Annotated in this window: 21 protein-coding genes; 7 read left to right on the plus strand and 14 right to left on the minus strand. The window is 70.3% G+C overall.

Annotated elements, in window-relative coordinates; genetic code table 11:
* The first annotated feature begins 8 nt into the window (after positions 1 to 8).
* Positions 9 to 620, plus strand: a complete 612-nt coding sequence (locus tag EDC82_RS11460) for a hypothetical protein (RefSeq protein ID WP_147286927.1) — start codon at positions 9 to 11, stop codon at positions 618 to 620.
* A gap of 97 nt (positions 621 to 717) precedes the next feature.
* Here the strand turns inward: EDC82_RS11460 and EDC82_RS11465 are convergent, their stop codons facing one another.
* Together EDC82_RS11465 and EDC82_RS11470 are read right to left on the minus strand one after the other, a co-directional pair.
* Positions 718 to 1398, minus strand: a complete 681-nt coding sequence (locus EDC82_RS11465; RefSeq protein ID WP_115297013.1) for a response regulator transcription factor — start codon at positions 1396 to 1398, stop codon at positions 718 to 720.
* Positions 1395 to 2684, minus strand: coding sequence for a cell wall metabolism sensor histidine kinase WalK (locus EDC82_RS11470; RefSeq protein ID WP_235006217.1), 1290 nt, complete (start codon positions 2682 to 2684; stop codon positions 1395 to 1397). The genes EDC82_RS11465 and EDC82_RS11470 overlap by 4 nt, the downstream gene beginning before the upstream one ends.
* Positions 2685 to 2875: 191 nt before the next feature.
* Here EDC82_RS11470 and phoU point away from each other — a divergent pair, with 191 nt between their 5' ends.
* A complete protein-coding gene (gene phoU / locus EDC82_RS11475; RefSeq protein WP_115297011.1) occupies positions 2876 to 3547 on the plus strand; it encodes a phosphate signaling complex protein PhoU in 672 nt (223 codons plus the stop codon).
* A gap of 372 nt (positions 3548 to 3919) precedes the next feature.
* On the opposite strand, the gene EDC82_RS11480 is transcribed toward phoU, so the two are convergent.
* The 3 genes from EDC82_RS11480 to mshA all read right to left on the minus strand — a co-directional run bounded on the left by EDC82_RS11480 (position 3920) and on the right by mshA (position 6798).
* On the minus strand, positions 3920 to 4666 hold the full coding sequence (locus EDC82_RS11480; RefSeq protein ID WP_131941601.1) for a phosphoglyceromutase: 747 nt from the start codon (positions 4664 to 4666) through the stop codon (positions 3920 to 3922).
* Positions 4667 to 4706: 40 nt separating this feature from the next.
* Positions 4707 to 5273 (minus strand): YbjN domain-containing protein, encoded by a 567-nt coding sequence (locus tag EDC82_RS11485; protein WP_131941603.1) that lies wholly within the window; start codon positions 5271 to 5273, stop codon positions 4707 to 4709.
* Between the two features lie 91 nt (positions 5274 to 5364).
* Positions 5365 to 6798: a D-inositol-3-phosphate glycosyltransferase gene (mshA, locus tag EDC82_RS11490; RefSeq protein ID WP_131941605.1), complete on the minus strand. Its 1434-nt coding sequence runs from the start codon at positions 6796 to 6798 to the stop codon at positions 5365 to 5367.
* 26 nt (positions 6799 to 6824) lie between these two features.
* On the opposite strand from mshA, the gene EDC82_RS11495 reads away from it, so the two are divergent.
* A complete protein-coding gene (locus EDC82_RS11495; protein WP_131941607.1) occupies positions 6825 to 7655 on the plus strand; it encodes a class I SAM-dependent methyltransferase in 831 nt (276 codons plus the stop codon).
* On the opposite strand, the gene manA is transcribed toward EDC82_RS11495, so the two are convergent.
* The 7 genes from manA to EDC82_RS11530 all read right to left on the minus strand — a co-directional run bounded on the left by manA (position 7642) and on the right by EDC82_RS11530 (position 14139).
* Positions 7642 to 8805, minus strand: coding sequence for a mannose-6-phosphate isomerase, class I (gene manA / locus EDC82_RS11500; RefSeq protein ID WP_074045664.1), 1164 nt, complete (start codon positions 8803 to 8805; stop codon positions 7642 to 7644). The genes EDC82_RS11495 and manA overlap by 14 nt on opposite strands.
* Positions 8806 to 8839: 34 nt before the next feature.
* Positions 8840 to 9643 (minus strand): alpha/beta fold hydrolase, encoded by an 804-nt coding sequence (locus EDC82_RS11505; RefSeq protein WP_131941609.1) that lies wholly within the window; start codon positions 9641 to 9643, stop codon positions 8840 to 8842.
* Positions 9644 to 9649: 6 nt separating this feature from the next.
* Entirely contained in the window at positions 9650 to 9964 is a 315-nt protein-coding gene (locus tag EDC82_RS11510; protein WP_006946484.1) for a DUF2516 family protein, read from the minus strand.
* Positions 9965 to 10041: 77 nt separating this feature from the next.
* Entirely contained in the window at positions 10042 to 10497 is a 456-nt protein-coding gene (gene dtd / locus EDC82_RS11515; protein WP_131941611.1) for a D-aminoacyl-tRNA deacylase, read from the minus strand.
* Positions 10494 to 11513: an asparaginase gene (locus tag EDC82_RS11520; protein ID WP_131941613.1), complete on the minus strand. Its 1020-nt coding sequence runs from the start codon at positions 11511 to 11513 to the stop codon at positions 10494 to 10496. The genes dtd and EDC82_RS11520 overlap by 4 nt, the downstream gene beginning before the upstream one ends.
* A 103-nt stretch (positions 11514 to 11616) precedes the next feature.
* Positions 11617 to 12585: a DUF2382 domain-containing protein gene (locus tag EDC82_RS11525; protein WP_131941615.1), complete on the minus strand. Its 969-nt coding sequence runs from the start codon at positions 12583 to 12585 to the stop codon at positions 11617 to 11619.
* A 396-nt stretch (positions 12586 to 12981) separates the two neighbouring features.
* Positions 12982 to 14139 (minus strand): folate-binding protein YgfZ, encoded by a 1158-nt coding sequence (locus EDC82_RS11530; protein WP_131942084.1) that lies wholly within the window; start codon positions 14137 to 14139, stop codon positions 12982 to 12984.
* A gap of 78 nt (positions 14140 to 14217) precedes the next feature.
* On the opposite strand from EDC82_RS11530, the gene EDC82_RS11535 reads away from it, so the two are divergent.
* Together EDC82_RS11535 and EDC82_RS11540 are read left to right on the plus strand one after the other, a co-directional pair.
* The gene (locus tag EDC82_RS11535) at positions 14218 to 15321 is read left to right on the plus strand and encodes an LCP family protein (protein ID WP_050786567.1); all 1104 of its coding nucleotides are present in this window, start codon (positions 14218 to 14220) and stop codon (positions 15319 to 15321) included.
* A 68-nt stretch (positions 15322 to 15389) separates the two neighbouring features.
* Entirely contained in the window at positions 15390 to 15887 is a 498-nt protein-coding gene (locus tag EDC82_RS11540; RefSeq protein WP_038569341.1) for an FABP family protein, read from the plus strand.
* 132 nt (positions 15888 to 16019) lie between these two features.
* On the opposite strand, the gene EDC82_RS11545 is transcribed toward EDC82_RS11540, so the two are convergent.
* Both EDC82_RS11545 and EDC82_RS11550 read right to left on the minus strand, forming a co-directional pair.
* Positions 16020 to 16778: a hypothetical protein gene (locus EDC82_RS11545; protein WP_131941619.1), complete on the minus strand. Its 759-nt coding sequence runs from the start codon at positions 16776 to 16778 to the stop codon at positions 16020 to 16022.
* Between the two features lie 46 nt (positions 16779 to 16824).
* Positions 16825 to 17115: a MoaD/ThiS family protein gene (locus EDC82_RS11550; RefSeq protein ID WP_131941621.1), complete on the minus strand. Its 291-nt coding sequence runs from the start codon at positions 17113 to 17115 to the stop codon at positions 16825 to 16827.
* Between the two features lie 62 nt (positions 17116 to 17177).
* On the opposite strand from EDC82_RS11550, the gene EDC82_RS11555 reads away from it, so the two are divergent.
* Together EDC82_RS11555 and mshD are read left to right on the plus strand one after the other, a co-directional pair.
* Positions 17178 to 17861, plus strand: coding sequence for a response regulator transcription factor (locus EDC82_RS11555; RefSeq protein ID WP_038569345.1), 684 nt, complete (start codon positions 17178 to 17180; stop codon positions 17859 to 17861).
* A gap of 103 nt (positions 17862 to 17964) precedes the next feature.
* Positions 17965 to 18885, plus strand: coding sequence for a mycothiol synthase (mshD, locus tag EDC82_RS11560; protein WP_040014911.1), 921 nt, complete (start codon positions 17965 to 17967; stop codon positions 18883 to 18885).
* Position 18886: the final 1 nt, after the last annotated feature.

The raw sequence follows: 18886 nt of genomic DNA on the forward strand, positions 1-18886 counted from the left end.
TTGGGCACGTGACGCGACGAATCATGAACCCCCAGCGCCGCCGCGCAGGCGTGCTTCTTGCCGCCGTGACGCTCGGCGCCACCCTGACCGGCTGCGGCCAGGTCATCAACCCGTACACGACGGAGCTGCAGTACGACCCCGCTGACGGTGTCTCTGCCACGGTGGGCGACCTCAAGGCCGTCAACCTGCTCATCGTCAACGACGACAAGACGCACAAGGGTGCTCTCGAGGGCCTCGTCTACAACAAGGCGAACGAAGATCGTCAACTGACGCTCTCCGTCGCGGGCAACGACACGCAGGTCACCGTTCCCGCAGGCCAGAGCGTGCGCCTCGACGGCAAGGCGAACGGCAACGGCTCCGCCAAGATCAGCCCCGTCGAGGTCGCCTCGATCGGCGACTCGAAGCCGGGCGACCAGATCGACATGACGCTCAAGGCCACGCCCGGCGGCTCGACGCAGGTCGCCGTCCCGGTCGTGCTCGACCAGTACCCGTACGGCTCAGCCTCGGTCGAGCACGCCGAGGACGTCGAGCCGAAGGAGGGCCACGACGTCGGCATCAGCGAATCGACCCCCGCCCCCACGGGCGAGGAGGAGAAGGGCACGTCCGTCACGAGCCACTAGTGTTCGCGTCCCACGCCTGACGAAGGCCGGCATCCTGCGCGGGATGCCGGCCTTCGTCGTGCGCCGGGGCTGCGGGTGGTACGCAGGGTCCGCCGCGTCAGGCCTCGAGCTTGTAGCCGAGCCCACGCACCGTCAGGATGTGCTGTGGCGAGCCGGGGTCGGGCTCGATCTTGGCGCGCAGGCGCTTGATGTGGACGTCGAGGGTCTTGGTGTCACCGACGTAGTCGCTGCCCCAGACGCGGTCGATGAGCTGCATGCGAGTGAGGACGCGCCCCTCGTTGCGCATGAGCATCTCGAGCAGTTCGAACTCCTTGAGCGGCATCGCGACGCCCTTGCCCCCCACAGTGACGACGTGACGTTCGACGTCCATCGCCACGGGCCCGACGACGAGCTCGTCGCTCTCGCCCGCCTCCGCCTCGCCGCGGCGGCGCAGAACGGCCTTGATGCGCGCGAGCAACTCGCGCCCGGAGTACGGCTTCGTCACGTAGTCGTCGGCGCCCATCTCGAGACCGACGACCTTGTCGATCTCGCTGTCCTTCGCCGTCAGCATGATGATGGGCACGCCCGAGCGGCTGCGCAGCTCGCGGCACACGTCGACGCCCGACATGCCGGGCAGCATGACGTCGAGCAGGACGAGGTCCGCGCCGCCGCGCTCGAAGGTGTCGATGCCCTCGGGGCCGGTGGCTGCGACGACGGCCTCGTAGCCCTCCTTCTTCAGCATGTACGCGAGCGGTTCCGAGTAGGACTCCTCGTCCTCCACGATGAGAATGCGGGTCACTGGACTTCCTTCGTCGGGGCGCCGCTCGTCGCGAGCACCGGGCGGGCTGAGGGGGTGAGGGGCGCGTCGGGGTCGGCGAGGTGGTGCTCGCGCTCGGCGCTCCAGCAGGGGAACTGCATCTCGAACGTCGAACCGACGCCCGGTTCGCTCCAGACGCGGATGCGGCCGCCGTGGTTGGCGCACACGTGCTTGACGATGGCGAGCCCGAGCCCGGTTCCGCCGGTCTGACGCGAGCGTGCGGGGTCGACACGGTAGAAGCGTTCGAAGATGCGCTCCACGTCGGCCGCGGACAATCCGATTCCCTGGTCGGTGACCTGCACGGCCACATCGTCGTCGTCGGTCCTGACGACCACGGAGATCCGCGTGTCCGCCGGCGAGTAGTTGACGGCGTTGCTCACGAGGTTGCGGATGGCCGTCGTCAGCAGGTTCTCGTCGCCGAGGACGACGTGCGATTCTTCGTCGGCGCGCAGCAGCACCTCGATGTTGCGGCTCTCGGCGAGCAGCCGTGTCTCCTCCGTCGCGCGGACGGCGCACTCGCCGAGGTCGACGGGCTTGGCCGCGGCGACGGTGTCGGCGCCCTGCAGGCGCGACAGGTCGACGATCTCCTGCACGAGGTTCGCGAGGCGCACCGTCTCCGTCTTCATGCGGCCGGCGAAGCGCGCGACGGCCTCCGCGTCGTCCGCGGCGTCCTCGACGGCCTCGGCGAGCAACCGCAACCCGCCGACGGGCGTCTTCAGCTCGTGCGAGACGTTGACGACGAAGTCGCGGCGCGTCTCCTCGATGCGACGCGCCTGCGTCCTGTCCTCGACGAGCACGACGACGAGGTCGTCGTTGAGGGGGGTGACGCGGACGCCGAGGTCGACGCGGGCGTCGTCGATCGGGCCGCGCGGCAGGTCGAGGTCGCCTTCGACGGTGCGGCGTTCGCGACGTGCGAGGCGCACGACCTGCTTCATCTCCTCGTGCCGCAGGTCGACGTCGCGCACGAGTCCGAGGGCGGAGGCGTCCTCGCTCGAGGCGACGACGCGGTCAGAACGGTCGACGAGGAGCCAACCCGAGCGCAGCAGGCGCAGTAGGCGCGCGGCGTCCTGCGACAGCATGCGCGGCACGAGGTCGGTCGTCGACGCGGCAGGGGTGTCGATCAGGCTCGGCGCGGCCACGGCTGTCGCCGCGCCCCTCGTCTCCCCTTGCGGCGGTCGTTCGGGACGCCGACCGAGCGCGTATCCCCCGCCCAGGGCCAACGGGGCGGCGACGGCTGCACCGGCGGCGAGGGCGAGGAGGTCTGACACAGGGCAAGGGTACGCACACCATGGCCGCGGGCGGCGCCCTGAGCGCGGGCGCCTCGCACATGTCGCCGGATGTTCACCTTCGCGCTTGTCTTCGTTCATGAGGTCATGGAAACGTCTGTTGGGAACCACCGCAGGGTGGTCATCCGCCATGCCTGCACGCGCTCCACGGAGCCAGCCTGAGGAGGACGCGAATGCGCGACGCATTCCACGAGGATCTCGACAAGATCTCCGACCAGCTCGTCACGATGACGACGATGGTGGCCACCGCTCTCGAGCGGGCCACCACCGCCCTGCTCGAGGGCGATCGCACCGTCGCCGAGAGCGTCATCGCCGCCGACGACGACATCGACACGCTGCGCCGGGAGATCGACGACCTCGCCGTCGACCTGCTCGCTCGCCAGCAGCCCGTCGCAACCGACCTGCGCATGGTCGTCACGGCGATGCACATGAGCTCCGACATCGAGCGCATGGGCGACCTCGCCCGTCATATCGCGAAGGTCGCCCGCATGGCGGCCCCGAACCTCGCCATCCCCGACGACATGCGCCCGATCATCGCCGAGATGGCGGCCGTCGGTCAGCGTCTCGTCAAGGCGACCGGTGATGCGATCTCGTCCAAGGACGTCTACGCGGCCGTCGAGATCGGCCGTATCGACGACGCGATGGACGAGCTGCACAAGAAGGTCTTCACGACGCTGCTCGACAACTGGCAGCATGGCATGGAGGCCGGCGTCAACGCGACGCTGCTGTCGCGCTACTACGAGCGCTTCGGTGACCACGCCGTGGCCGTCGCCGACCGCATCGTGTACCTCGTGACGGGTCGCTACGGCAACCCGGACGAGGGCCTCTCGCGCGACGCGCGCTGAGGATCAAGCTCGTCGTCGCGGGGCTGGGGCCCGAGCTTGCGAGGCCAGCCAGCTCGAGCGTCGGCGAGCGTTGACGAAGCGCGCAAGAGGAAACGCGCGCTGAGGATCAAGCTCGTCGTCGCGGGGCTGGGGCCCGAGCTTGCGAGGCCAGCCAGCTCGAGCGTCGGCGAGCGTTGACGAAGCGCGCAAGAGGAAACGCGCGCTGAGGATCAAGCTCGTCGTCGCGGGGCTGGGGCCCGAGCTTGCGAGGCCAGCCAGTTCCAGCGTCGGCGAGCGTTGACGAAGCGCGCAAAACAAAACGCGCGCTGGGCACCAGATCTGATGAAGCCCGCCACACCGATCGGTGTGGCGGGCTTCATCAGATGCGGGTGCTTACTTCTTGCCCTGATTGGCGACGGCGGCAGCGGCTGCGGCGGCGGCTTCGGGGTCGAGGTAGCGTCCACCCTTGGTGACGGGCTCGAAGTTGTCGTCGAGTTCGTAGACGAGGGGCATGCCGGTGGGGATGTTGACGCCGACGATGTCGTCGTCACTGATGCCGTCGAGGTGCTTGACGACGGCGCGCAGCGAGTTGCCGTGCGCGGCGAGCAGCACCGTCTTGCCGTCCTGCAGGTCGGGGACGACCTCGTCGTGCCAGTAGGGCAGGAAGCGCTCGATGACGTCCTTGAGGCATTCCGTCAGCGGCGCGTCGTCACCGAGGTCGGCGTAGCGCGGGTCGGCGTCCTGACTCCACTCGCTGCCTTTCTCGATGGGCGGCGGGGGCGTGTCGAAGGAGCGGCGCCACGTCATGAACTGCTCTTCGCCGTACGTGGCGAGCGTCTCGGCTTTGTTCTTGCCCTGGAGGGCGCCGTAGTGCCGCTCGTTGAGGCGCCAGCTGCGCTTGACCGGGATCCAGTGACGGTCGGCTGCGTCGAGTGCGAGGTTGGCCGTCATGATGGCGCGGCGCAGCAGCGACGTGTGGACGACGTCGGGCAGGATGCCGTTCTCGACGAGCAGTTCACCGCCGTGCGTGGCCTCGGCCCTGCCCTTGTCGGTGAGGGGCACGTCGACCCACCCGGTGAACAGGTTCTTGGCGTTCCAGTCGGACTCTCCGTGACGGAGCAGGATCAGCGTGTGCGTCATGCCTCCAGCCTATCGCCGACGCCCGTGTGAGGGTGGGGCGTCACGGCTCGGTGGTCGGATCTTTCGCCGTTGCCTCATCGTCCGCCCTAGCCTCGTCGTCGCGGTCGTTCTCGAGGAGGTGGCGGAAGGCGTCGAGGTTGCGCGTCGACTCGTCATGCGTGACGCGCCAGTGCCATTCTTTCTTCATCGACGACAGGAAGCCACGCGCGAGGACGTCGTTGAAGATGCCGTCGCTCGCCTCGAGCATCGCGCCGAGCAGGACGTCGAGGCCCGCCGTGTCGAGCCCCGCCAGCGGCAGTCGGCCGGTGAGGTAGACGTCGCCGGAGGAGTCGATGCCGTAGGCGACGCCCGGCAGGCGCAGGTTGCGCTGCAGGAGCAGCCGGTAGACGTCCTCGTGGTTCTCGTCGGGGTTGCGCACGACGAACGCCATCGCCTTGAGCGTGCGATCCCCGACGACGAGCGAGACGACCGTCTTGAGCTTCTTCTCCCCCGGCAGCGTGACGACGAACTCGCGCTCGCGCGCCCCGAGATCCCATTCGAGGCCGGATTCCTCCAACCATTCGCGCACGAGGGCGGTGGCGGCTTCGACCAGGTCAGCGTCAGACATGACACCAACCTACGCGGCCGTCGCCGCTCGCGGCATCACCCGGTCAGGCCTTCGCACCGTCAGGCCGTCGCACGCTCAGACCGTCAGACCGTCACGGCACGATGGCGCTGGGTACACCGGCGAGCGCACGGGAGGCGTCGATGTCGGAGCTCGTCTCCCGCCGGCACGCGTCCTCGTAGACGGCGAGGAGCTTGTCGACGCTCGCGTCCCAGCTGTGGTCCTGAGCGTGGCGGGCGGCGCGACGGCCCAGTTCATCGATGCGTGGCGGGTCGTCGAGCAATGCAGCGAGCTCCTGCGCCCACGTCGCCGGGTCGTGGCCGTCGACGAGGACGCCGCCGTCTCCGACGGCCGTAGGCAGCCCACCGACCGCTGCGGCCACGACGGGCGTGCCGGAGGCGGACGCCTCGATCGCGACGAGCCCGAACGACTCGCTGTGCGACGGCACCGCGACGACATCCGTCGCATGGAACCAGGTGACGAGTTCGCGCCGCGAGACGGGCGGCACGAAGTCGACGACGTCCTTGACGCCCAGCTCGCGTGCGAGCGCCTGCAGCGCGAGAGGCTTGTCGAGGCCTGAGCCCGACGGCCCGCCGACGATGACGAGTCGCAGCTTCTCGCGGCGCCACGGGGCGTCCTCGATCATGCGAGCGACGGCACGCACGAGGACGTCGGGCGCCTTGAGCGGCTGGATGCGGCCGACGAAGAGGACGACGTCAGCGTCCTCCTCGAAGCCGAGTTCCGCTCGCGCAGCATGACGTTCGGCGACGATGTCGTCGCCCGCGCTGAACACGTCGAGGTCGACGCCGGGGGTGACGACGGTGACCCTCGCCGGGTCGGCTCCGTAGAGGTCGATGAGTTCTCGGGCCTCGCCGGGGGTGTTGGCGACGAGCGTCGTGGCCGCGTCGACGACCTGCTCCTCACCGATCTCGCGCCCCGCCGGCTCGGGAGTGTCACCCGCGGCGAGCTGACTGTTCTTGACCCGCGCCATCGTGTGCATCGTGTGGATGAGAGGCACCCGCCACCGGTCGGCCGCGAGCCACCCGACCTGGCCCGAGAGCCAGTAGTGGGAATGCACGAGGTCGTAGTACCCCTCCGGCTTCGACGCGCCGACCCGCATCATGCCGGCCGCGAACGCGCACAGCTGGCCCGGCAGATCGTCCTTGCCGAGCCCCTCGTACGGCCCGGCGGCGATGTGGTGGACGGTCACGCCGGGCGCCAGTTCGACCTGCTCACCCACGGACGCGCTCGTGCGCCGCGTGAAGATGTCGACGGCGACGCCGCGTTGCGCGAGCCGCTTCGCCGTCTCGACGACGTAGACGTTGAGGCCGCCCGCGTCACCCGTCCCCGGCTGCGACAGCGGTGAGGTGTGGACGCTCACCATGGCGACGTGCTTGACCTCGCGCTCTGGAGCCTCACCGGACGCCGAGGTGGCCGGACTCGTTCCTCCGCGCCCGTCCGACGGTGCGGCGGGGGCGCTCGGTGGCCACGCGCGGGCAGCGGCATCGTTCACGTCGGGTTCGTCCACGCCATCGGCAACGGTAGATTCGCCACGTGCATTCCCGACCCGTCGGCGCCGTCACCCGCGGCACGACCAACGCCAACCGGCTGCGCCGTCAGGACCGGTGGCTGGCGGGGCCGCAGGCCTGGCGGCTGCGCCGCTCGGAGGGCTCGCCCGTCGTCGTCGATCTCGGGTACGGGGCCTCCCCCATCACCGCCGTCGAACTGCACACGCGACTGCGCGCGGTGCGCCGTGACGTGCGCACCGTCGGCATCGAGATCGAACCGAGCCGCGTCGAGATGGGCCGCCGACTGATCGCGCGCACGCCGCTCGAGGGGTTGAGCTTCGCCCGTGGCGGTTTCGAGGTGCCGCTACCGGGCGGCGAGCGCCCTGTCATCGTGCGGGCCGCGAACGTGCTGCGTCAGTACGACGAGAGCGAGGTGGCCGGCGCCTGGGCGCACGTGCTCGAGCGGTTGGCGCCGGGCGGGCTGCTGCTCGACGGCACGTGTGACGAGCTGGGGCGCCGTTCGACGTGGGTGGCGCTCGAGGCGAGCGGGCCCGTCAGCCTCACGCTCTCCTACCGCCTCGCGGGCCTCGCCGACCCCGCGGACATCGCCCCGAGGCTCGTCAAGGCCCTCATCCACCGCAACGTGCCCGGCGAGCGCATCCACGACTACCTCGCTGCACTGTCACACCACTGGACGCTCAGTGCGCCGCTGGCGCCGCACGGGGCTCGTCAGCGGTTCATCGCGACGGCCCGCGCGATGCGGGCGTCGGGCTGGCCGCTGCTCGACGACGTCCACCGCTGGCGCCTCGGCGAGATCACCGTCGCCTGGGCAGCCGTGGCACCCGCGGACGACGGCGCCCGCATCACTCGTCGTTGAGCGTCGCGACGAACAACCTCGCGCCCCGCTCACCGGTGACGCTCGCCGGTGGGTCGCCCGCCGGCCACCACGCGCACTCCAGGGGCCCGAGCACCAGACGCTCGTCGGCGCACTCGACGCTGACGGGCGCATCGAGCGCGAGCAGGAGACCGGGCGCGCCGTGGGCGGGCACGTCAAGGGGCTCACTCTGAGGTCGAAGCTCCCACAGCGCGAAGTGCGGCACCTCGGAGTGGTATCGCGCCATCCCGGGCTGCGGGCGCCGGGGTTCGTCCGCCGTCACGGGCGTCGACACGTCGACGATGGCGAGCAGTTCGGCGACGTCGACCTTCTTCGGCGTCAACCCGCCGCGGACGACGTTGTCCGAGTTCGCGAGGATCTCGACGCTCGTGCCGCGGACGAAGGAATGCAGGACGCCAGCGCCGATGAAGTAGCTGCGCCCGGGCGTCATGAGGTGGTGCTGCATCGTGAGCAGGACGACGACGCCGATGTCGCCCGGAAACTGCTCGTGCACGGTGAGGACCGTGCGCAGGGCGCGCGCCTCGGCGTCGTCCTCGATCGTCTTGACGACGCTCTCGAGCGCCGCGACGACCTCCTGCACGAACGGGCCCTGACGCTCCGTCTCGAGCGTGAGGATCATGCTGAGCAGCGCGTGCTCGGGACGCTCGGTGCCGCGCGCGGCGTCGATCATCGCCTCGAGGCTCACGAGGCCGAGCGCGCGGAGGCGCTCCTGCACCTGCGCGAAGGGCAACGAGCCGGCGAACGCCTCGCTCTCGACGAGGGGGATCCACGCCTCGGGCTTCGGCCACGCATCGGAGTAGGTGCCCTCCGGCGCCGACGCCGCGCGGCTCGCGTCCGGGTGCGCCTGGATCGACAGGGCCTTGTCGGCCGCGAGGATCTTGAGCAGGAACGGCAGACGGTCGCCGAAACGCTCACGCGAGCGGGCACCGAGATGGTGGGCGTGGTCGCTCGCGATGTGCTCGTCGAGGCCGCAGCGACGCCCCCCCTGATCGAACGTGCCCGGCCCCGCTTCGTGAGCCCCCACCCACAGCTCGGCCTCGGGTTCCTCGCTCGGCGCGCGCCCGGCGAGGCTTGCCAACGCCTCACGCGAACCCCACGCGTAATCCTTGATGAACGGCTCGAACTTCAGCACGGCGCCCCCTCCCCCACTGCACCCATGACGGGCGTCATCGTATGTCGTCGGCGGGGTCGTCGAAGAACTCCCCCACGACCTTCCGCACCCGCGCGCGGTGCCCCCACAGCAGCCCGTGCTCGTCGAAGACCTCGAGACGCGCGTTCGGCAGATGTTGTGCGAGACGCTCGGCCGAGCTCACCGGGTGCACCTCGTCGCCGCGCTGGGCGAGGATGAGCACGGGCAGCTCGAGGCCGCGCAGCGCCTCGACGTCGGCGACCGGGACGGCGTGCGGCATGTCGCGCAACGCCTCGGCCATGCCGGGGCGCAGGAACACCTCGGTCTGCTGATCGACCCAGGCCTGCGCCGCGTCACTTCCACGCGCCGACGCCGGCAGCTCGCGCTCCAGCTGGGCACGGATCGTGGCGGCGTCGCCGTCACGCGAGGCCTGCGCCATCGCCTCGTAGCGCACGAGGCCCGCGCTGTTGCGCGGCGAGTCGACGACGGCGGGGATCACGAGGACGACCCGCTCGAAGCGTCGTGGGTCGCGCAGCAGGACGCGCAGGATCGAACCGGCACCCATCGAAACACCCAGCGCCCGCGTCGCCGCGGCATGGTCGCTGACGGCCAGGAGTTCGTCGGCGGTGTGGTCGTAGTCCCACCCGTCGAACGCCGGCGCCGAGCGGCCGTGCGAACGGAAGTGGAAGAAGACGCGCGTGCCCGAGACGCCCGAGGCGTACGGACGCGTCGAGGGGATGGAGGCGCCCATGCCGTGCGCGAACACCGTCACCGGCTCCCCGCGACCGGAGCGCACCACCTCGAGCGGGCCGCTCGGGCCGTCGACGAACTCAGCAGCCACCGCGGATCACCAGGGGCCGTACGGGCCGTTGGAATTCGGCTTGTTCGGTCGGACGATGGGTCGGACGTCGGCGAGGAACACCCCGGCGGCGACGATGCCGATGATGCCCGGCAGGCTGACGGGCCGCAGCAGCGAGATGAAACCGAGCAGGACGGCGACCGCCGTGATCGCCAACCAGGCGGGCTTCGAGAGCTTGCCGTGCACCTGATACATGATCGCCGAACCGCGCGCGGCCTCGATGAGCGCGAAGATCTCGACGCCGAGCACGATGACGCCCAGCGCCACCATCGCGTACGCCTGGATCTGAGAGATGACCTCCATGCCTCCAGCCTAGGCGAGAGGTCCGACAACCCGCGCCGGACGGGGCGTTCTCGAGGTGGCGGCCGGGGACGTCGCCCTCATACGTCGACGACGACGGTGAACGGCCCGTCGTTGACGAGGCTCACACGCATGTCAGCGCCGAAGCGGCCCGTCGCCACGCGCAACCCCTCGCCGCGCAGCGCCGCCACGACGGCGTCGACGAGCGGTTCCGCGACCTCACCCGGCGCAGCCGCTCCCCACGACGGGCGCCGACCCTTGCGCGTGTCGCCGTACACGGTGAACTGGCTGACGACGAGCAGGCGGGTGCACGCCTCACCTGTCTCGAGGTCGCCGGCGTGCAGGTCGCTGACGCTGACCTCCCCGGGCATGATGCGCAACCCGGCAATCTTGCGCGCCATCGCCGCGACCTGGGCGCCGCCGTCGTCATGGGTGGCGCCGAGCAGGACGACGAGACCCGGCGCGTCGAGTCGGCCGACGACCTCGCCCGCGACGCTGACGCTCCCCTCGAGCGCTCGCTGCAGGACGGCCCTCATCGGTGCGCCGCGGCGAGCGAACCCGTCGTCGGCTCCGGCAGCACGGCCGTGACAGCGCCCACGGGCTCACCGTGGCCGAGGATCGGTGCCGACGCGAGATCGTCCAGCACCGGCGCGTCCACCCCCATCGCCCGCAGGATCGCCGCAGCCACGACGGGGCGCGCGCGCTGGGAGCCGTCGGCGATCTTGACGCTGACGCCGCGTCCGTCGGCGAGGCCGATCGCGTAGACGGCCTCCGCCCCGTCCTTCGCGATGAGGCCATCGACGCCCTCGACGAGTTTCGTGACGTCGCGGCGTGTGCCCCCGAGGTAGCGCGGCGCGGCGCGCATCGCGTCGGCCACCCGCGCCTCTGCGTTGCCGGGCGCCGCCGCGGCAAGTCGCCCGAAGGCACGCGCCAGCCCGTCCATGCTCAGCGTCATGACGGGAGCACCACAACCGTCCACGCCAGTCGCCTCGACGGTGTCGTCGGCGATCTGCTCGAGCGTGGTGGCCATGAGTCGCTGCAGCGGGTGGTCGACGTCGCGGTACGTCGTCGTGTCCCAGCCGTTGACGACGCACGTCGCGAGCATGCCGGCGTGCTTGCCGGAGCAGTTCTGGGCCAGCGACTCGGGCTCGCGGCCCTCACGCAGCCACTGGCGACGATCGACGTCGTCGTACGGCAGGTCGGGGGTGTTCTGCAGGTCCTCGACGCTCAGGCCGTGCCGTTCGAGGATGCTGCGCACCCCCTCGAGGTGGAAGCGCTCACCCGAGTGGCTCGAGCACACGAGCGCGAGCAGCTGCGGCGGCAGATCGAGGCCGGCACGCACCATCGCGAGCGCCTGCAACGGTTTGTTCGACGAGCGAGGATAGATGACGGCGTCCGGCTCGCCCCACGCGGCCTGAACGACCCCCTCGGCAGTGGTGACGCACGCGAGCGCACGATGGACGGACTCGACGAAACCTGAGCGGTCGACGCGGGCCATGACCGGCGCCCCGGCGAGCATCGCGGTGATCTGATCAGCGGTGGGCGAACTCATGCTCCGACCTTACGGGCTGGCGCGGGCATGACGAAGGCCCGTCACTCCCCCAGGGAGCGACGGGCCTTCGTCTGCGACTAGCCGAGGCTAGATGCGGTCAACCTCAGTGGTTGTCCTTCACGTCGCGAACCTTGTCCTTGGCCTTGTCGGCGAAGGAGCGGTCGTCACCGTCGCGGACGCCGTCGGTGCCACGCGTGCCCTCGACGCCGTTCTCGACGCGGACCTCTTCGTGACCGACCTCCGCCTGGACGCGCTGCGTCTCCTGGACCTGGTCGACGTCGAGGCCGACGCGCTCGGTGGCGACGGTCTCCTTGTCGACGACCGGGCGCTCCTCGTGCAGCGTCACCGTCTGCGTCTCCTCGCCGAGCTGGACATTGCCGTCGACGCGCTCGTTGACGGGCTCACGGGTCACGTGAACCTCTTCGCGGGTGACGGGGACCTCGACCTGCTGCTGCTCGGTGACGACGTACTTGCGCAGGCGAGCCTTGCCGGCCTCACGACGCTCCTTGGCGACGTTGAGGCGCTCCTCGTGAAGAACGACGCCGTTCTCGTCGCGCTCGAGGTTGCGCTCGTCACGCTCGACGCGACGCTCGTCGTGCTCTTCCTTGCGGAACTCGTGGTCGGCGCGAGCCTCGTCGACGCGACCCTCCACACGGTCCTTGGCGTCGTGGTCGTGGTGACCGGCGGTTCCGGCCGTGCCGGCGGCAGCGGCGTCGCGGCCGTCGAAGTCACGACGGTCACCGTCGTGCGTCGTGCCACCGTTCGACAGGCCGTAGTAGCGGTAGAGCGCCTCTTCCTGCTCGACGTCGAGGTGCTTGTCAGCGTCCTGACGCGGGGCGTCCTTGATCTTGGCCTTCGTGTAGGGGAGGTGCAGGTCCTCACCCTCCACGCGGGCGCCCTCGAGCGGGACGAAGGACTCGGAGGTACCGAACAGGCCCGTGTTGACCGTGACCCAGGCGGGCTGGCTCGTCTGGTCGTCCAGGTAGACCTCGCCGACCGAACCGATCTTGTCGCCGTCGCTGTCGTAGGCCTTGCCGGATCGGGTGGCCAGAACGTCGTCAACGGAAAGCATTTTCGTTCTCCTTCGTGATGGCGGATGCACGCCGATCCGACCGGATTCGCATCCGTCCAGGTCGCCGTGCGGCTTGGCATCAGCCGATCATTTTTCCTGGCCGCTGTCACCACCCCCGGCCGCGAAAGGGGTCTGGACAGGATGCAACCTGGGGGTCTCCTCCGCGTCACCCGCCCCTCGGATCTCACCCGTGGGAGTGGACCCCCACACGCTTCAGGGCCGTTTTGCGGCCTCATAGGGGTGACAGCTCCACCCCTATGGCCAATACAGACAACCGCTACCCATCGGTTTTGTGACATGAATCACATTTTTTGCATCCCGTCCCGGTAGACTCATCTGAGACCCTGCACGGTCAGGACCCCTTGACCCCGCCCCGAGCATCACGGCCGCGAACACTCAGGGCGCGACGATGACGGTCTGCGCGGCGGCCACCCCGCCGATCAGCAGCGGCGCGTCGGCTGGGGTTGAACGCTTGAGCACGACGAGGCCGATCGGCCCGTCGATGTGGTGACGCGCCACTGACGTCAGCCGACCCGCAGCACGGGGGGCTCCGGGCACCATGACCTCGGCGCCGACCTCGGGCAGCGTGTGGTCGCTGCCGTCGAGATGGACGAACGCCAACCGCCGCGGCGGGCGACCCAGGTTGTGGACGCGGGCGACGGTCTCCTGCCCCCGGTAGCACCCCTTCTGCAGATGCACGGCGCTGCGCAGCCAGTCGAGCTCGTGCGGAATGGTCCGGTGGTCGACCTCGAGCAGCCCGTCGGGTCGCCAGGCCGCGACGCGCAGCGCCTCCGCGGCCCACAGGCCCGCCGGCTGAGCCTCGGCGAAGACCGCCTCGAACCGCTCGCGCGGCACGATGAGTTCGCGCCACCGACGCTCCGAACCAGGGTGCTGCGCGCTCGGACCGTACGCCGCGCTCACGGGGCCGAGCGCCGGCCACAGGTCACGCCAGGCGATGACGCCGGTCTCCCGCACCTGCTCGGGGGTCGACTCCTCGTCGTTCACCTCACCGATGACTGCGTGTTCGTCGGAGACGTCTGCCACCTCGACGCGCAGCATGAACTGCATGCGTCGCAGCCATGCGGCCAATTCGGCGCTGCGGCCGGGATCGGTCGTCAGCCACGTCGCCTCGCCGTCGTCGACGACGTGCAGGGCGAACTCGACGTGCCCGTGCGGGCTGAGCACGAGCGTCTCCGTCGAGGTGAACGGCGCCAGGTCGGCGAGGTGCTGCGTCGTCATCGAGTGCAGCCAGGAGAGGCGGTCGGGGCCGGCGACCCGCACGACGCCGCGGGCCGACAGGTCGACGTGAGCCCGGCCCTGCTCGAGCGCACGCTGCTCGGCGACCGGGTTGCCGTAGTGGGCGGGCACCGACGCCCAGACGCCGTCGGCCGCCACGGCGCCGGGCAGGTCGAGGGACGGCGAGCGGTCGCCCGCGTGGGCCGCCTCATGCTGCGACGCGGGGGCGTTCGTCGTCGCGCCGGCATGGGCGGCGTCGACGGTGTCCGGATTCGTGGCCCGGTCCGCGTCCGAGACCTCAGGGGGCAGGGGCTGCATATCATTCACCGCACCACCGTACGCGCGGGTCCGCGCGGCTCCCAGGTGAGCCTCGGTCGGCCCACCTATGCTGGGGCCATGTCAGACGAGACCTCGATGCCGCACGCCGACGACGCGCCCGGCACCCCGGGCCCTTCGCCCCACGACGGCACGAGCGCGACGGGCGAGACGAGCGACGGTGCCAGCTCCCGCGCGACGAAGGCCCCCGGCCGGCGACGGAGGCGTAGCAAGCTGCGTGTCCTGCTCTACACGCTGCTCGCGCTGCTGCTCATCGTCGCCCTCGTCATCGGCGGGTTCTTCCTGTACCTCAAGTACGTGTTCGACTCGAACGTCTCGCGCGAGAAGCTCCTGCCGAGCTCGAACGTGACGCGAGACGCCGCGGCCGGGGACGCCCAGAACATCCTGTTGCTCGGCTCGGACAGCCGTAACACGAGCCTGCGTGACGGAAGCCGTTCCGACGTCATCCAGCTCGTCCACATCAGCAACGACCGCAAGCAGGTCTCCGTCGTGCACTTCCCGCGCGACTACTACGTCGACATCCCGGGCCACGGCAAGAACAAGATCAACGCCGCCTACGCGTACGGCGGCCCGACCCTGCTCATCCAGACAATCGAGAAGGCGACGAACGTCCACATCGATCACGTCGCGCAGATCGGGTTCAAGGGCTTCGAGAAGCTCACCGACGACATGGGCGGCGTCGACATCTACGTGCCGCAGGCCTTCGACGAGAAGGGATACGGCAGCTGGTCCAAGGGCATGAACCACATGAACGGCACCCAGGCGCGCCACTACGTCCAGGAGCGTCACCAGCTCAAGAACGGCGACATCGACCGTGGCAAGAACCAGCAGGCCTGGATTCTCGCCATGTTCAAGAAAGCCAAGACCCAGGGCGTCCTGACCAACCCGGTGACCATCACCAAGCTCGTCGGCGACATCTCCGACAACCTGGCCGTCGACGACGGATTCACCTCTGGGTACATGACGAGCCTCGCCTACAGCCTGCGCGACCTCGACACGCAGAACATCACCTTCTACACGGCGCCGTACACCGGTTTCGGCAACGAGGGCGCCGCAGGATCGGTCGACTACGTCGATGAGGCAGGCCTCGAGAAGCTGAGCGACGGCCTGCGCAAGGACGACATGTCCGGCGTCCCGAACGGGCGCGTGGGCGCTGCGAGCTGAGGCCCAGGATGCGGAAAGCCCCTGCGCGCGGCTCGATCGAGAGGCACGTCACCGGATAACCTGGTGCCGTGCCTTTCGAACTTGATGTCAACATGCCCATCGAACTCGCCCCCCTCGCCTGGCTCGTCGGCCGCTGGGAGGGCGCCGGTGTCATCGGCTACCCCGGCATGGAGTCGGCCAACTTCGGCCAGGAACTCGTCGTCAGCCACGACGAGCGCCCCTTCCTCGAGTGGCACTCGCGCATGTGGAAGCTCGACGAGCAGGGCAACAAAACGGACGCCATCGACACGGAGTTCGGCTACTGGCGCCCGCTGGAGAACAACGAGGTCGAGTTCATGGTGACGCACCCGAGCGGCATCGTGGAGATGTACTACGGCAACACCTCCCCCGCGAAGATCGAACTGCGCACCGACGGCGTCATCCGCTCGCCGCAGGCGCCCGAGTACACGGCCGGCGCGCGCATGCTCGGCTACGTCAACTCCAACCTCATGTGGGCCTACGACGCGGCGCTCAACGGCGAACCGCTGCAGAGCTACGCCTCCGCCGAGCTCAAGCGCGTCGACTGACGTTCTGCGCTCCTGCCTGACGCGCCGATGGGCGCCGCCTCCCTCACCGGGTGCGGCGCCCATCGGCGTCCGTGGTGGTTCGAGCGGCAATCGTGCCGACGACCTGGTGCGGACAACCGGGCTTGCGGGCGCTCAGACGAGACGCGCCACCGCGACGGGCACGAGGCCACAGACGAGGACGCACGCACACCCCGCGGCGAGCTGCGCCCGCGTGTGGGCGGACGTCGCGAGCGTCACCGTCGTACGCAGGCACGCCCACGACAACAGGCCCGCCGCGCCACCAGCCAGGGCGGCCGACGCGACCGATGCGCCCGCGATGACGGCGCCGCACCCGGCGATCGCGCCGAGCACGCACTGCGCCGCACCCAGTTCAAGGCGCCGTGACGTCGCCCCCGCCACGCCGTCGAGGACGCTGCCGACGAGCGTCGCGAGGCCTGTGGCGAGCATGAGGTGGCGCGTCTGGGACGAGTCGGCGGCGTCGATGAAGTAGGCGCCTGCCCCGAGCACGCCGAGGCCGAGCGCCGTGCCGGCGAGCGTCATGACGAGGCGCGGACGCCCGTCCTCGCGCAGCAGTTGGTGCAGGAAGCTCGCGATGAGCCCGACGCACAGGACGGCACCGGCCCACCGCGTGCGATCCCCGGCGCCACTGGCGAGCATCGTGACGGCGAGCGCCACGGCGGTGCCCGTCAGCACGGACGTCGTCCCGCGCGGGCTCGGTAGGTTGACCAGTCGTGGCCACCCCCATGCGAGGCCACATCCGAGTACCACGAAGACGAGCGCGATCAGCGTCACCGGCGCGAAGGACGCCGCGCAGATCGCGGCGGACGCAACAGCTCCGGCGCACGCGCCGGAGGCGCGCATCGACGGCGTCGGTGGTTTGGCGGAGGTCACGCGCCCATCCTCGCATCCCGCGCGCCGGTGCTCATCCCCTGACGGCTCATCCCCCGACGAACGGGGGCAGCACCTCGACGACGTCTGCCGGCTCGAACGAGGCGTCATCGGCGAGGCGACGGCCGCCGTGCAGCAGGCTGCAGCGTGCGAGCACGGCCTCGATGTCGGGGTGGGCCCGCATGATGAGCGTGCGTACGTCGCGGCCGGTGATCTCGGGGCTCTGGGGCGCCTCACCCACCGCGAGCGGCAGGCTCTCCTCGTCGCACCCGGCGGCCTGCGCCGCACCCGCCCAGTAGCGCACCCGCACACTCGGGCGAGCGTCCACGTCTGTCGTCATCCGATGTTCCATCCTTCGACCATGCTCCTGCAGCCTCTCCACGCTAACCGTAGTCTTGACGCGTGGCGCACCTCCTGCTTCTGACGACGGCTCGCGGCGCGAGCGTCGAGGTGCTTCCTGCTCTGGGGCTGCTGAGCCACCGGGTGCGCGTGAGCACGCCCGACCCGGATCGGCTCGCCGCTCCGCTCGACGCCGACGTCGTCATCGTCGACGCGCGCACCGACCTCGTCGCGATGCGCGGCGTCACCCGCATGGTCGAGGCCGCGTGGCCGGGTACGCCCGTCCTCGCCATCTTCACCGAGGGCGGCCTCGTCGCACTGACCCCCGAGTGGTTGATCAGCGACGTGGTCCTCGATGTCGCGGGCCCCGCCGAGGTCGACGCCCGCATCCGTCTGGCTCTGGCCCGCGCCGGTTCGCAGCCCGACGAGGCGAACACGCAGATCACCGCCGGCGACCTCGTCATCGACGAGGAGTCGTACTCGGCGCGGGTGCGTGGGCGGTCGCTCGACCTCACCTACAAGGAGTTCGAGCTGCTCAAGCACCTCGCGCAGCACCCGGGGCGGGTCTTCACCCGCGCGCAGCTGCTGCAAGAGGTCTGGGGCTACGACTACTACGGCGGCACGCGTACCGTCGACGTCCACGTGCGACGGTTGCGGGCCAAGCTCGGAGCCGAGCACGAGACGTCGATCGGCACGGTCCGCAACGTCGGGTACCGCTTCGTCGATGGTGGCGTGAACGGCGCGTGACGCTTCCGTGCGGGCCGACGCGAGCAGCGCTCCCGGCGCGATCTTGGCTTCTGCATCTCCCGTCGTTCCGCGGTTGTCACCCGTGCGCGCTAGCGTGAACGCCATGAAGATCGACGCACAGAACCTCGACGTCCACCCGGCCCGCCCCGACGAGGTCGACGCCGTGCTGGCGCTCGCGCGCTCCGCGGCGAAGAGCGACGGTGTGGCTGCCCTCAACGAGGAGTCGCTGTTCGCGCTGGAGCGCCTCGCGCCACCGGCCCGCGTCCTCGTCGCCTCCCGGGAGGGCTCACCGGTCGGCGTGCTCGTCGACGCGCAGTCAGATGCAAGCGGATGCGATCTCGTGACGGCGCCCGACGCCCGCCGCGCGGGTGTCGCACGGGCTCTGCTCGTGGCCCTGGACGAGTCCAGGAGCGATACTGCGACGCCCGTACGCCTTTGGGCCCACGGCGATCTGCCCGCTGCCCAGGCGTTCGCTGCGAGCCTCGGTGCGCGCAAGGCGCGCGAGCTGTGGCGCATGACGCGTCCGCTCACCGCCGACGAGACGTTCGACGTCGCACTCCCCGCGGGTCTGGTCGCGCGCGGTTACGACGGCAGCGAGCGCGAGGCGCAGGCCTGGGTCGATCTCAACGCGCGCGCCTTCGCGCATCACCCCGAACAGGGGCGTATGACGCTCGCCGACTTCCGCGAGCGCGAGGCGCAGGAGTGGTTCGACCCGGCGGGTCTGATCCTCGTGTGGGACGAGGCGAGCGGAGAGCTCGTCGCCTCGCACTGGACGAAGCACGAGCCGGGCGACGAGGCCGGCGAGGTGTACGTCGTCGCGGTCGCACCCGAGTGGCAAGGACGAGGCATCGCCGGGCCGCTCACTGCCCTCGGCCTGGCTCACCTGCGTGACGCGGGGGCGAGCAGCGTCGAGCTCTACGTCGAGGGCGACAACGAACCGGCCAAGGCCACCTACACGCGGCGTGGGTTCGTCCGTGCTGCTCACGACGTGATGTACGTCCACACGCCTGCCCGGGCGATGTGAA

The organism is Dermacoccus sp. SAI-028 (assembly GCF_004346775.1).
Lineage (GTDB): Bacteria > Actinomycetota > Actinomycetes > Actinomycetales > Dermatophilaceae > Dermacoccus > Dermacoccus nishinomiyaensis.

Coding starts and splice junctions, on each gene's coding strand:
- phoU (WP_115297011.1), top strand. CDS start 2,876: ATGCGCGACGCATTCCACGAGGATCTCGACAAGATCTCCGACCAGCTC.
- EDC82_RS11480 (WP_131941601.1), bottom strand. CDS start 4,666: ATGACGCACACGCTGATCCTGCTCCGTCACGGAGAGTCCGACTGGAAC.
- EDC82_RS11485 (WP_131941603.1), bottom strand. CDS start 5,273: ATGTCTGACGCTGACCTGGTCGAAGCCGCCACCGCCCTCGTGCGCGAA.
- EDC82_RS11510 (WP_006946484.1), bottom strand. CDS start 9,964: ATGGAGGTCATCTCTCAGATCCAGGCGTACGCGATGGTGGCGCTGGGC.
- dtd (WP_131941611.1), bottom strand. CDS start 10,497: ATGAGGGCCGTCCTGCAGCGAGCGCTCGAGGGGAGCGTCAGCGTCGCG.
- EDC82_RS11520 (WP_131941613.1), bottom strand. CDS start 11,513: ATGAGTTCGCCCACCGCTGATCAGATCACCGCGATGCTCGCCGGGGCG.
- EDC82_RS11525 (WP_131941615.1), bottom strand. CDS start 12,585: ATGCTTTCCGTTGACGACGTTCTGGCCACCCGATCCGGCAAGGCCTAC.
- EDC82_RS11530 (WP_131942084.1), bottom strand. CDS start 14,139: ATGCAGCCCCTGCCCCCTGAGGTCTCGGACGCGGACCGGGCCACGAAT.
- EDC82_RS11535 (WP_050786567.1), top strand. CDS start 14,218: ATGTCAGACGAGACCTCGATGCCGCACGCCGACGACGCGCCCGGCACC.
- EDC82_RS11550 (WP_131941621.1), bottom strand. CDS start 17,115: ATGACGACAGACGTGGACGCTCGCCCGAGTGTGCGGGTGCGCTACTGG.
- mshD (WP_040014911.1), top strand. CDS start 17,965: ATGAAGATCGACGCACAGAACCTCGACGTCCACCCGGCCCGCCCCGAC.